A 12,056-nucleotide genomic window follows, 5' to 3' on the forward strand; every position below is an offset into this window, starting at 1 on the left:
CGAGAGCTTGTCGCTGGCGGCGTTGGCATCGTCCTTGATCTGGGCGAAGGAGCCCGAGTAGTCGCGCGTGATGCGTTGCGTGAGATCCCCGGCCGACAGGGCGCTGAAGATGCGCTGGATGTCGGAGAAGGTCAGGCGGGTGGTCTCCATCAGGCTGTTGACGCCCTCGCACAGGATGCGGATCGGTCCGACCTTGTCTTCCATTGAAATGCGTTGCTCCAGGTCGCCGTTGCGCGCCGCCGTGGTCACGCGCTGGGCCTGCTCCACCGCCTGCTCCAGCATCTGGGTGGATTCGATCTGGGCGGTGATGTCGGTGGCCAGCTTGATGACCTTGACGACCCGGCCCATTTCGTCCTTGACCGGCGCGTAGGTGGCCTGCAGGTACACGGTCCGGCCCGCCTTGTTGACGCGCTTGAAGATCTCATTGCGGGGCTTGCCGTGGCTGAGGTCGCGCCAGAACTGGGCATAGCCGGCAGTGGCGGCCTCGGCCTGATCGACGAACATCCGATGCAGCTCGCCGATCACCTCGTCGCGCTGGTAGCCCATCAATTGCAGGAACTTGTTGTTGGCCGACAGCACCTGGCTATCGAGGTCGAACTCGATGTAGGCGTAGGAGGCATCGATCGCTTCCAGGATGCCGCGCGCGTTCTGGCGCTCGATCTCGATGGCGGTGATGTCGTAGCGCACCCCCATGTATTTCATCGGCTTGCCGTTGTCCCCCAGGATCGGCGCCACGACGGCATCGACGTAGTAGGGGGTTCCGTCCTTGGCGCGGTTCTTGATGACCCCGCGGAAAATGTCGCCCCGACCGATGGTCGCCCACATCTGCTTGAAGGTCTCCCGTGGCATGTCGGGATGGCGGGTCGTGCTGTGCGGGCGGCCCAGCAACTCCTCACGGCCGTAGCGGGACACCTCGGTGAACTTGTCGTTGATCGACAGGATGTCGCCCTTCTTGTCGGCCTCCGAGACGATGCTGGTCAGGTTCATGATGTCGCAGCGCACCTTGAGCTCGGCTTCGACCTCGCTCAGGCGGGCCTGGGTCTTGGCCAGTTCGCTCTCGGCGGCCTGCAAGGCGGTTTGCTTGCGTTCCAGTTCGTCCTGCGCGCGCTGCAGTTCGGAGCCGGCCACGAGACGGGCGATCCACGAAGGGTTGTGCTGATTCATGAGTGTCGTTCTGGGTGTGATGAAGGAGTGGCCGGCAAGGCCGAGGGGGCGGCGGGCAGATGCAGTGCCGACGCATCGGCCAGCAAGGCGGCGATGTCCAGGATCAGCGCGACCGATCCCGACCCCAGGATGGCCGAGCCGCTGATGCTGCGCAGCCGGCTGAACAGCCGGCCCAGGGGTTTGATGACGGTCTGGTGTTCGCCATGCAGGCGGTCCACCAGCAGGCCGACGCGTTGGCTGCCGTGGCGCACGACCACGACGCTGTTGCGCCGGCTCGTCGGCCCGTCCAGCTTGAAATGACGGCGCAGGCACAGCAGCGGCATGACGCTGTTGCGCCGCTCGAAGTAATTGGCCGCCGCCAGCGACTGACCAGCCAGTTCGGGCACCTCGATGCATTCCTCGACGCCGTCGAGCGGCAGCACGAAGCTCGATCCGGCCACCTCGACCAGGAAGCCGTCGATGATCGCCAGCGTCAGCGGCAGGCGGATCTGCACGGTCGAGCCTGCACCCTGACGGCTGAACAGCTTGACCTCGCCGCGCAAGGCGTCGATGTTGCGGCGCACCACATCCATGCCGACGCCCCGACCCGAGATGTCGGTGACCTGCTCGGCGGTGGAAAAGCCCGGCAGGAAGACCAGATTCCAGACCTGCTCGTCGCTCAGCCTGGCGTCGCGCGCCACCAGTCCACGCTCCAGCGCCTTGGCCAGGATCCGCTCGCGCGACAGGCCCCGACCGTCGTCCGAGACCTCGATCACGATCGCGCCGGTGTCGTGGTAGGCGTTGAGCTGGAGCTGACCGCTGGCGGCCTTGCCGTGCGCCAGGCGCTCGTCGGGCGTTTCAAGCCCGTGGTCGAGCGCATTGCGGACCAGGTGGGTCAGGGGATCCATGAGCTGTTCGACCATGGACTTGTCGAGTTCGGTCTCGCCGCCGCTGATCAGCAGCTCGGCCTCCTTGCCCAGCGAGCGGCTGACGTCGTAGACGATGCGCTTGAAGCGCGCGAAGGTGTCGCCCACCGGCACCATCCGCAGCTTGAGCGAATGGTCGCGCGCCCCCTCCACCAGCTTGTCGAGCCGCTGCGCGATTTCCGAGAGCTCGGTGATCTTGTGCTTTTCCGCCAGGATCTGGGCCGAACTCACGGCGATCACCAGCTCGCCGATCTGGGAGATCAGCTCGTCGAGCTTGTCGGCGGGTACCCGGATGTAGCGTGACTCTTCGCTCTTCCTGTCGCGCGCGGTGGCGGGGCGCTCCGCGGGTGTCCGCGGCGCGGGCGCCGCGGTGGCGCGTTCCTCGGGTCGGCTGGCCGGCGGCGCAATGCCCGCTGGTGCGGCTGTCGCGTAGGCCTGCTGGCAGGCGTCGAACAGGCGCTCCAGATCGTCCTCGTCCTCGTCCGCGCCGGATTCATCGCCGTTGCCAGTCGGGGCTTGCGCCTCCGTGGCCGCGGTCGCGACTGGCGCTCCAGCGTCCTGCGGCCAGGCGCCGATGTCGCGCAGGATCGTCTGCAGCCGAGCTGGATCAGGCTCGATTTCGCCCATCTGTGTCCGCAGCACCGAGAGCTCGAACGGGGCCGCCAGCAGCCGCAGCACGCATCTGTGCGCGACGAAATCGAAGGCCTTGACGATCTCCTCCCGGCTGGCTGCGCTGCGCAGACGCAGCATGAAGCCCAGCTGGCAGCGTTCGGCATCGAGTTGCGCGAGCTCGGGCACCTGATGATCGGTCAGCCCCTGTACCGCGAGCAGCTCGCCGAGCTGACCCAGATGGCGCACCAAGGCGAGCGGATCGTGGCCGTCGCCCAGGCCATCGGGTCCGAAGCGAACCCCGAGCAGCCATTCAGCCTGGGCCGGTGGCAGCTCATGCCCGGAGCTGGCATGGCCGGCCTCGGGCCCGTTTCCGTCCCCGCCCTTGAGTGTCCCCAGCTTGAGCATCAGTTGCTGGCTGCGCTGCTGGTTCAGATGGCTCTGACTCGAATCCGAGAGTTCATGCAGCAGCAATTCGATCTGATCCAGGCATTCGAGCAGCAGCTGCACCGCTGGCTGGTCGATCGCCTGCGTGCCGGCGCGCATGCGGTCGAGCAGGGCCTCGACTTCGTGGGTGAATTCCACCACCCGCTCGAAGCCGAACATGCCCGCCGTGCCCTTGATGTTGTGCGCGGCGCGAAACGCGCTGTTGAGGGTCTCCAGGTCGTGCGAGGCCTCGGCCATGGCCAGCAGGGCCTGCTCGAAGTCGTCGAGCATCAGCCTCGAATCCTCCAGGAACATGTCGAGCGAGCTGTCGCGGAAGTCGTCGTTCATGGCGCTGTCATCGTGATGGGAGTGTGGGGGCGAGCCAGTGTCTGAAGTTCGAGTCCGGCCAGGGCCTTGGACGCCCCGATCGATAACGGGTCCCGCTCGACCGCCTGACCTCGATGTCCACGCCGACGGGTTTCGACCCGGGCTGGGGTCCGGGTGACGCAATATCGCTGATGGGAGGCTGGTTCGGCATCAGTAATTTTCGATAAATGTACTTCCAAGTAGAAATACATCAATAATCGCAATTCATTATAGCGATTGCTGTACCCGGTTCTGGCGGAGCGGCCGGCGAAACCGGTTCCCGTCCCGCCGGATCTGCCCTGGGTCAGCGGTAGAACACCTCGACCTGGCCCTTGAGCTTGATCAGCAGCGGAAAGCCCTTGCGGTCGACCGTCTTGCCGGCCGGCACCTTGACCCAGCCTTCGCTGATGCAGTATTCCGCCACGTCGGAGCGGTCCTTGCCGTTGAAGAGGATGCCGATGTCGTGCTCGAAGACGGCGGCCACGTGATGCGGGCTGCGCGGGTCGATCGAGAGGTGGTCGGGCAGGGCGGGGCGGGTGTCGCTCATGGGGGGGCTTCCGTGGTTGAATCGCAAAGATGCCGATTGTCCCGGATTTGAACCGCCTCGGACGCGCGGCTATCATTCAGGCATGAACATAGTGATACGGGATGCCGGGCCTGACGACGCGGCGGGCATCGTGGCCATCTACAACGAGGCGGTCGCCCACGGCACCGCGATCTGGAATGAGCGCCGGGTCGACGTGGCCGACCGCCTGGCCTGGATCGCCGCGCGTCAGGCCGCTGGCTGGCCGGTGTTGGTGGCGCTCGACCCGCAAGGTCAGTTGCTGGGCTACGGCAGCTTCGCCGATTTTCGCGCCTTCGACGGCTACCGGCACACGGTCGAGCATTCGGTCTATGTGCGTGCCGACTGTCGCGGCGCCGGCCTGGGCGCGGCCTTGCTGCTGGCCCTGGTCGAGCGCGCGAAGGCTGCCGGCAAGCATGCGATGGTGGCGGCGATAGAAGCCGGCAACACCGCCTCGCTGCGCCTGCATGCCCGCTGCGGTTTCGAGCCTGCGGGCACGCTCAGGCAGGTCGGCGCCAAGTTCGGCCGCTGGCTCGACCTGAGCTTCATGCAGCGCCTGCTCGACGAGCTGCCGCCGCGCTGAGGCGGCGGTGTTTCAGGCCAGCGGCTGGCCGTCGTCGTCGCTGAAGCTGTCGCGAAAGGTGAAGTAGAAGCTGCTGAAGAACATCGCGGCCAGCGTCAGCGCGGCGGCAAACAGCAGCGAGGCCAGCAGATCGGGGCTGCCGAGCAGGCTGCCCAGCAGCGACAGCACCAGGCCCGTCACCATGAAGACGCCCATCCAGGCCAGCATGAACAGCGCGAGCGCGCCCTTGTTCTGCCAGCAGGCCATCAGGCTGAAGAACAGGCTCTTGGCCGGGCTGATGCCTTGCCAGTGCACCAGCGCCGGTGCGTGCCAGAACAGCAGCGCCAGCGGCAGATAGAGCAGCATGCCGATCCACATCGCCTGCTGGAAGGAGTCGCTCAGCACGACCTCCTGCGTCATCTCGGCCGAGCCCAGGTAGACCTGCGCGAACTGGCCGCCGTCGAACAGCGCCGACACGCCCAGTACCGCCATGAAGCCCAGCGCGTAGACGGCTCCCAGCACCAGCATGGCGCGCAACCGCTCGCGGCCGGCACGAAAGGCGCTCAGGATGAGGGTCGGCAGCGGGAACTTGCCGCGATCAGCCTCGCGCGTGGCGACCATCAGGCCCAGCGTGGTCGCGGGCAGCAGGGCCAGCGCCAGCAGGTTGCCGATCACGGGTAGCGCGCTCAGCAGCGAGAGCGCGAGCATGTAGAGCAGGAACAGGCCCGCCAGCGCCAGTGGCTGGCGCGCGAAGGTCGCGATGCCCAGCTTGACCCACAACCAGCCGGTCCTGGCCGGCACCGGCTTGAGTTTCACAGTCGCTCCAGTCGGGCGCGCAGCACGCGCTCGAAATGCGCGGGGTCATGCGGCTGCAGCATGCTGGCCTCGCGCGGCAGATGCCAGTCCCACAGGCGCGAGATCCAGAAGCGCAGCGCGCCGGCGCGCAGCATGGCCGGCATCAGTTCGCGCTCGGCCGCGGTCAGCGGGCGCACCGACTCATAGGCCTGGCGCATGGCGCGCGTCTTCTCGTCGTCCTGGCGGCCTGTCACGTGGTCGATGCACCAGTCGTTGAGGCAGACCGCGAGGTCGAAGGCGAAGCTGTCGACGCCGGCGAAGTAGAAGTCGAAGAAGCCGCTCAGGCGACCCTGGTCGAACATCACGTTGTCGCGGAACAGGTCGGCGTGCACCGGGCCGCGCGGCAGCGCCTCGTGGCTGGCGCTGGCGGCGACATGGTTCTGATAGGCCAGCTCGGATTGCAGCAGGCTCGCCTGCTCGGGCGCCAGATGCGGCAGCACGACCGGCACGGTCTCGTTCCACCAGTCCAGGCCACGCAGATTGGGCTGGCTGCGCGGGTAGTCCTGGCCGGCCAGGTGCATGCGCGCGAGCATGGCGCCGACCTGGGCGCAGTGGTCCGGCTGGGGCGCCAGCTCGCTGCGGCCCTTCAGGCGGTTGACGACCGCGGCCGGCTTGCCCTTGAGCTTGTGCAGGATCTCGCCCCGCGCGTCGGCGGCCGGATCGGGCACCGGGATGCCCTTGCCCGCCAGGTGCTTCATCAGGTGCAGATAGAAGGGCAGCTGCTCGAAGGTCAGGCGTTCGAACAGCGTCAGCACATGGTGCCGTGGCTGGCCGTCTTGCAAGGTGCTGACGAAGTAGTTGGTGTTCTCGATGCCACCGGAGCAGCCCTCCATGTCGGTGAGCTGGCCCAGGTTGAGCCGGCTCAGCAGCGCGGCGGCTTCGGTCTTGCTGACTTGGGTGAAAACGGCCATGGGCGGAATTAGCGTGCGGTGGAGCAGGGGTGGTCGGCGGATGCGGCCAGCCGCTTGCGGGTGGAGGTGAGGAAGGAAGGCGGGTCGGGTGCGTGCCGGACTCAGAAGTCCACCAGGCGCCAGCGGCTCTTGCCGGCGCCGCGCTCGGACTGATCCTGCGGGTTCGCGTCCAGCGGCTGGACCTGGTAGGCCGGCAGCGCGGACTTGGTGGTGACCTCGATGCGCCGGGTCTGGCCACCCACGCGCAATTCGTCGATGCGGCTGCCGGCGTCCTCGTGCGTGATCTGTTCGGCTTTCTGCTCGATCACGGGCTTGACCTCCTGGGTTGGTCGGGCGCCTGGCTGGGCCGCGGCGGCGCAGGCCAGGGTGGACAGGAGCAGGGCGAGTGAGTGGCGGCGGGCGGTCGAGCGGTGCATAACCTTTGATTGTAGGTCTTGAGCGAGTCTGCGCGCCGGATCGGGGCGCGCTTTCGCCGACAATCCCGGCATGACCGAGACCCCGAAGACCCTGGTGCTGGTGGATGGCTCCAGCTACCTCTACCGCGCCTACCATGCCATGCCCGACCTGCGCGCCGTGCCCGGCGATCCGAGCAGCCCGGCGACCGGAGCGATCCGAGGCATGATCAACATGATGCAGGCCTTGGCCAGGGAGCAGCCCGCCGACTACACCGCCTGCGTGTTCGACGCCTCGGGCCCGACTTTCCGCGACGCGCTCTATCCCGAATACAAGGCGCATCGCAGTCCCATGCCGGATGACCTGCGCGCGCAGATCGCGCCGATCCACGAGGTGGTGCGGCTGCTGGGCTGGACCGTGCTCGACATCCCCGGCGTCGAGGCCGATGACGTGATCGGCACCCTGGCCCGGACGGCGGCGGCGCAGGGCGTGCGCGTGATCGTCTCCAGTGGTGACAAGGACCTGAGCCAGTTGGTCGACGAGCATGTGACCATCATCGACACCATGAACGGCAAGGTACGCGATGTCGCCGGCGTGACGGCCGAGTTCGGTGTGCCGCCGGCGCTGATGATCGACTTCCAGACCCTGGTCGGCGATCAGGTCGACAACGTGCCGGGCGTGCCCAAGGTCGGACCCAAGACCGCCGCCAAGTGGCTGCTGGAATACGGCAGCCTCGACGCGCTGCTGGCCAACGCCGACAGCATCAAGGGTGTGGCGGGCCAGAACCTGCGCGACCAGCGCGACTGGCTGCCGATCGGGCGCCAGCTGGTGACGATCAAGACCGACTGCGACCTGCGCGAGCCGCTGCCCGGCTTGCCCGCGCTCGAGGAGCTGGCGCAGCGCGAGCGCGAGAGTGAGCGCTTGCGTGATTTCTATGAACGATACGGCTTCAAGGGCCTGGCGCGCGCGATCGATGCCTGGGGCTCAGGCACCAAGCCCGTCGGCGCCACGGGCGAGCCGCCGGACGGTGCCGCCATTTTGGTCGGGCGCCCGCCACGGCTTCGCCTCGTGCCGACGGCGCCGACCTTCGGTGCCAGCGGCGACCTGTTCGCCGACCCGACGCCGCAGGCCATCGAGTCCGATGACGCCCAGGACGCGGCGGAGGCCGTGGGCGCAGCGCCAGCGAGTGAGCACCGCTACGAGACCCTGCTCGACTGGCCGGCCTTCGAGGCCTGGCTCGTCAGGCTGCGGGCGGCCGAGCTGGTCGCGCTCGACACCGAGACGACCTCGCTTGACGCGATGCGGGCCGAGATCGTCGGCATCAGCTTCAGCGTCCAGCCGGGCGAGGCCGCCTATGTGCCGCTGCTGCACGCCGGCCCCGACGCGCCGGCCCAGCTGCCGCGCGAGGAGGTGCTGGCCCGCCTCAAGCCCTGGCTCGAGGACTCCACCGCCAGCAAGCTCGGCCAGCATGTCAAGTACGACCGCCATGTGTTCGCCAACCACGGCATCGAGGTGCGCGGTTATGTGCACGACACCATGCTGCAGAGCTATGTGCTCGAAGTCCACAAGCCGCACAACCTGGCCAGCCTGGCCGAGCGCCATCTCGGGCGCTGCGGCATCAGTTACGAGGACCTGTGCGGCAAGGGCGCCAAGCAGATCCCGTTCGCGCAGGTCGCGGTCGCCCAGGCGGCCGAGTATTCCTGCGAGGACAGCGACATGACGCTCGAAGTCCACCAGCTGCTCTGGCCCCGGCTGCAGGCCGACGAGAAGCTGGGCCGGATCTACCAGCTCGAGATCGCCACCAGCGAGGCGCTGTTTCGCGTCGAGCGCAACGGCGTGCTGATCGACGCGGCCACGCTGGCGCGCCAGAGTCACGAACTCGGCCAGCGCATCCTGCAGCTCGAAGCCGAGGCCTATGAGATCGCCGGCCAGCCCTTCAACCTGGCCAGCCCCAAGCAGCTCGGCGAGATCTTCTTCGACAAGCTCGGCCTGCCGGTGATCAAGAAGACCGCGACCGGCGCGCGCAGCACCGACGAGGAGGTGCTGGAAAAACTGGCCGAGGACTACCCGCTGCCGGCCAAGCTGCTCGAACACCGCTCGTTGTCCAAGCTCAAGGGCACTTACACCGACAAGCTCGCGAGCCTGGCGCACCCGCGCACCGGGCGGGTGCACACCCACTACGCGCAGGCGGTGGCCGTGACCGGGCGCCTGAGCAGCAACGAGCCCAATCTGCAGAACATCCCGATCCGCACGCCCGAGGGCCGGCGCGTGCGCGAGGCCTTCGTCGCGCCGCCCGCTCGTCTGATCGCGAGCGCCGATTACTCGCAGATCGAGCTGCGCATCATGGCGCACCTGAGCGGCGACGAAGCGCTGCTCAAGGCCTTCGCCGAGGGGCTGGACGTGCACCGCGCGACCGCGGCCGAGATCTTCGGCCTGCTGCCCGCCGAGGTCAGCAGCGAGCAGCGGCGCTACGCCAAGGTCATCAACTTCGGCCTGATCTACGGCATGAGCAGCTTCGGCCTGGCCAAGGCGCTGGGCATCGACAACGCGGCGGCCAGGAACTACATCGAACGCTATTTCCAGCGCTTCTCGGGCGTGCGCGACTACATGGACCAGACCCGGGCGCAGGCCAAGGCGCAGGGCTATGTCGAGACCGTGTTCGGCCGCCGACTCTACCTGCCCGAGATCAACAGCCCGAATGGCCCGCGTCGCGCCGCCGCCGAGCGCGCCGCGATCAACGCCCCGATGCAGGGCACGGCCGCCGACCTGATCAAGATGAGCATGGTGGCGGTCCAGGCCGCGATCGACGCCCAGGGCCTGGGCACGCGCCTCATCATGCAGGTGCACGATGAACTGGTGTTCGAGCTGCCCGAGTCCGAGCAGGACTGGGTGCGCCTGGAGGTGCCGCGCCTGATGGCTGGCGTGGCCGAGCTCAAGGTGGCGCTGCTGGCCGAGGTCGGCGTCGGGCCGAACTGGGAACAGGCGCACTGAGCGCCGCCGGGCCGTGGTGGCAGGGCGGCTGCCGTCGCGTGATTTTTCTCCCAGTGCTTGTTCAAGCCTCCCGGGATGCGGCTATCATAGGTGGCAAAAATGCCATGCTATTGAGAGAGGTAAATAATGACAGGCGAAGAGAATGTTGTGGCAGGGCCGACGCGAGTGATGCTGGTGGCGCTGCCCCTGATGTCCTGGGGTCTTGAGCGCTTGCTGGAGGGGGACCACGGCCGCTGGTCCGTGGTCGGCGTGGTCGACAGCGCGGCCGAGGGGGTGCTGCGCCTGGAGCAGATCGAGCCCGACGTGGTGGTGTTCGACCTCGACGGCGAAGAGGGCACGGAGTCGCTGGCGCACCTGCAGGCCCAGACCTCGGCCAAGATCCTGGTCCTGACGAGCTCGCGCGACTCGGCGCTGCAAGACAGCGCCGTGCTGGTCGGCGCGCGTGGCGTGGTCGGCAAGTACGAGGCGCCCGTGGTGCTGCTGCGCGCGCTCGAGAAGGTCACCGCCGGCGAGATGTGGATCGAGCGCAGCGCGACCAGCCGCATCTTCATGGAGCTCTCGCTGCACCAGGATGGGCGCTGGCGCTCCTCGCGCCGGGCTTCGGTCAGCGCGCTGACGCCCAAGGAAAGGCTGACGGTCGAGGCGCTGGCCTCGGATGCTGCGGCGCCGGGCAAGGTGGTGGCGCAACGCCTCAACATCAGCGAGCACACGCTGCGCAACCACCTGACCTCGATCTACCGCAAGCTCTCGGTCTCGAACCGGGCCGAGTTGCACGCCTACGTCAACCGGCACGGGCTGGAACGCCTGGGCTGACGGGGGCTGAGTCTGGGACGGACCCGCGCGCGGCCTGCGCGGGCCTGAGCCGGTTGGACCGGGTTCAGCCCTGCAGGGCCGATCCCAGCTTGGCGCGGTACCACTCGTGGAAATGCTGCATGCCGTCTTCCATCGGGCTCTGGTAGGGGCCGACTTCATTGACGCCGCGCGCGAGCAGCGCCTTGCGGCCGGCGTCCATGCGTTCGCCGATCTCGTCGTCCTCGATGCAGGTCTCCATGTAGGCGGCGCGCTGGGCGTCGACGAAGCCACGCTCGAAGGCGGCGATCTCCTCCGGGTAGTAGAACTCGACCATGTTGAGCGTCTTGTCGACGCTGATCGGGTGCAGAGTCGAGACCGTCAGCACATGCGGGTACCACTCGACCATGATGTGCGGGTAGTAGGTCAGCCAGACCGCGCCTTGTTCGGGCAGCTCGCCTTGCCGATAGGCCATCAGCTGCTGGTGCCATTGCTGGTAGACCGGGCTGCCGGCGCCCTTGAGCAGGTTCTGCACGCCCACGGTCTGCACCGAGTACTCGGGCTTGAACTCCCACTCGAGGTCGTCGCAGGTCACGAAGTTGCCCAGGCCGGGGTGGAAGGGCACGACATGGTAGTCTTCCAGGTAGACCTCGATGAAGGTCTTCCAGTTGTAGTTGCACTCGTGCAGCTCGACATGGTCGAGCACCATGCCCTCGAAGCTCAGCGTCCGGGCCGGGCCCATGCCGGCGAGGTCGGCGCCGATGTCGCGGCCGTTGTCCTCGAACAGCATGCCGTTCCACTCGCGCAGCGGGTAGCGCCGCAGGTCCAGGCAGGGGTCCTGCTTGAAATGCGGCGCACCGATCAGCTCGCCGAGCCTGGACATGCCGGAGCCACCGCCGTAGGTCCAGCGGTGCAGCGGGCAGACGATGTTGCCGGCGGCGCTGCCGTTGCGCGTCTGGCCCAGATTGCCGCGCCCCTTGAGCATGACGGCCTGGCGATGGCGGCAGACGTTGCTGACGAGCTCGACGCCTTTTTCGGTGCGGACCAGGGCGCGGCCCTCGCCCTCCTGGGGCAGGGCGTAGTAGTCGCCGACGTTCGGCACCGCGTTGACATGCCCCACATAGCGGGGCCCGCGCTGGAAGATGGTCTCCATCTCGCGCTGGAACAGCGCTGGGTCAAAATAGCTGGAAACCGGAAATTGGCTTGCGGCCTGCTGGAGCTGAAGACTTAAATCAGACATGAAGGTCCTGACCTAGAGACTCCCCCTATTAAGGGGCAGGGAAGCGCTTTGTCGTTGAACGAATCGGCGCGGGAGGGGGGTACCACTCCAGATGAGCTGGAAAGGGGCGGTCATTGTACCTGCTAAGGGCAAACCCGGGGCCAATCCGCAGGGCGATCCAGGGCGATCGCGCTATGTTGAGTCTGGCGAGATTTGACCGAACAGGATCTGCTGGCGGTAGTCGAGGCTGGTGCCGGCGCGCATCTTGCGCCGGCGTATGCTCACGTTGCTGCTGTCGTTGTCG

The 12,056-nt window shown here is 67.4% G+C and carries 9 protein-coding genes and 1 pseudogene; 3 read left to right on the forward strand and 7 right to left on the reverse strand.

From position 1 onward, the window contains the following. Positions 1-21: 21 nt before the first annotated feature. From PHR85_RS06940 to PHR85_RS06950, 3 genes and pseudogenes are all read right to left on the reverse strand, one after another. Positions 22-1,164: pseudogene (locus PHR85_RS06940) on the reverse strand (PAS domain S-box protein); the annotation flags it as partial. Further along, a complete protein-coding gene (locus PHR85_RS06945) occupies positions 1,161-3,452 on the reverse strand; it encodes a chemotaxis protein CheA (protein WP_300052219.1) in 2,292 nt (763 codons plus the stop codon). The pseudogene PHR85_RS06940 and the gene PHR85_RS06945, both read right to left, overlap by 4 nt. Before the next feature lie 322 nt (positions 3,453-3,774). After that, positions 3,775-4,017, reverse strand: a complete 243-nt coding sequence (locus PHR85_RS06950; RefSeq protein ID WP_300052221.1) for a DUF3297 family protein — start codon at positions 4,015-4,017, stop codon at positions 3,775-3,777. Between the two features lie 82 nt (positions 4,018-4,099). On the opposite strand from PHR85_RS06950, the gene PHR85_RS06955 reads away from it, so the two are divergent. Continuing rightward, positions 4,100-4,615 (forward strand): GNAT family N-acetyltransferase, encoded by a 516-nt coding sequence (locus PHR85_RS06955; protein ID WP_300052224.1) that lies wholly within the window; start codon positions 4,100-4,102, stop codon positions 4,613-4,615. A gap of 12 nt (positions 4,616-4,627) precedes the next feature. Here PHR85_RS06955 and PHR85_RS06960 read toward each other — a convergent pair whose 3' ends face one another. From PHR85_RS06960 to PHR85_RS06970, 3 genes are all read right to left on the reverse strand, one after another. After that, positions 4,628-5,410 carry a BPSS1780 family membrane protein gene (locus PHR85_RS06960; RefSeq protein ID WP_300052227.1) on the reverse strand — a complete coding sequence of 261 codons (783 nt, stop codon included), beginning with the start codon at positions 5,408-5,410 and terminating at the stop codon, positions 4,628-4,630. Then, complete coding sequence (locus PHR85_RS06965) at positions 5,407-6,360, reverse strand: homoserine kinase (protein WP_300052229.1); 954 nt, start codon at positions 6,358-6,360, stop codon at positions 5,407-5,409. Before PHR85_RS06965 ends, PHR85_RS06960 begins: the two co-directional genes overlap by 4 nt. A gap of 101 nt (positions 6,361-6,461) precedes the next feature. Beyond that, complete coding sequence (locus PHR85_RS06970) at positions 6,462-6,776, reverse strand: hypothetical protein (RefSeq protein WP_300052231.1); 315 nt, start codon at positions 6,774-6,776, stop codon at positions 6,462-6,464. Between the two features lie 70 nt (positions 6,777-6,846). Here PHR85_RS06970 and polA point away from each other — a divergent pair, with 70 nt between their 5' ends. Continuing rightward, positions 6,847-9,744 (forward strand): DNA polymerase I, encoded by a 2,898-nt coding sequence (polA, locus tag PHR85_RS06975; protein WP_300052233.1) that lies wholly within the window; start codon positions 6,847-6,849, stop codon positions 9,742-9,744. A 147-nt stretch (positions 9,745-9,891) separates the two neighbouring features. Then, complete coding sequence (locus PHR85_RS06980) at positions 9,892-10,557, forward strand: response regulator transcription factor (RefSeq protein WP_300052236.1); 666 nt, start codon at positions 9,892-9,894, stop codon at positions 10,555-10,557. Positions 10,558-10,621: 64 nt separating this feature from the next. Here PHR85_RS06980 and PHR85_RS06985 read toward each other — a convergent pair whose 3' ends face one another. Continuing rightward, positions 10,622-11,773, reverse strand: a complete 1,152-nt coding sequence (locus PHR85_RS06985; protein WP_300052239.1) for an aromatic ring-hydroxylating dioxygenase subunit alpha — start codon at positions 11,771-11,773, stop codon at positions 10,622-10,624. Positions 11,774-12,056: the final 283 nt, after the last annotated feature.

The organism is Malikia sp. (genome assembly GCF_028687635.1).
GTDB lineage: Bacteria > Pseudomonadota > Gammaproteobacteria > Burkholderiales > Burkholderiaceae_C > Malikia.

Coding starts and splice junctions, on each gene's coding strand:
- PHR85_RS06945 (WP_300052219.1), bottom strand. CDS start 3,452: ATGAACGACGACTTCCGCGACAGCTCGCTCGACATGTTCCTGGAGGAT.
- PHR85_RS06950 (WP_300052221.1), bottom strand. CDS start 4,017: ATGAGCGACACCCGCCCCGCCCTGCCCGACCACCTCTCGATCGACCCG.
- PHR85_RS06955 (WP_300052224.1), top strand. CDS start 4,100: ATGAACATAGTGATACGGGATGCCGGGCCTGACGACGCGGCGGGCATC.
- PHR85_RS06965 (WP_300052229.1), bottom strand. CDS start 6,360: ATGGCCGTTTTCACCCAAGTCAGCAAGACCGAAGCCGCCGCGCTGCTG.
- PHR85_RS06970 (WP_300052231.1), bottom strand. CDS start 6,776: ATGCACCGCTCGACCGCCCGCCGCCACTCACTCGCCCTGCTCCTGTCC.
- polA (WP_300052233.1), top strand. CDS start 6,847: ATGACCGAGACCCCGAAGACCCTGGTGCTGGTGGATGGCTCCAGCTAC.
- PHR85_RS06985 (WP_300052239.1), bottom strand. CDS start 11,773: ATGTCTGATTTAAGTCTTCAGCTCCAGCAGGCCGCAAGCCAATTTCCG.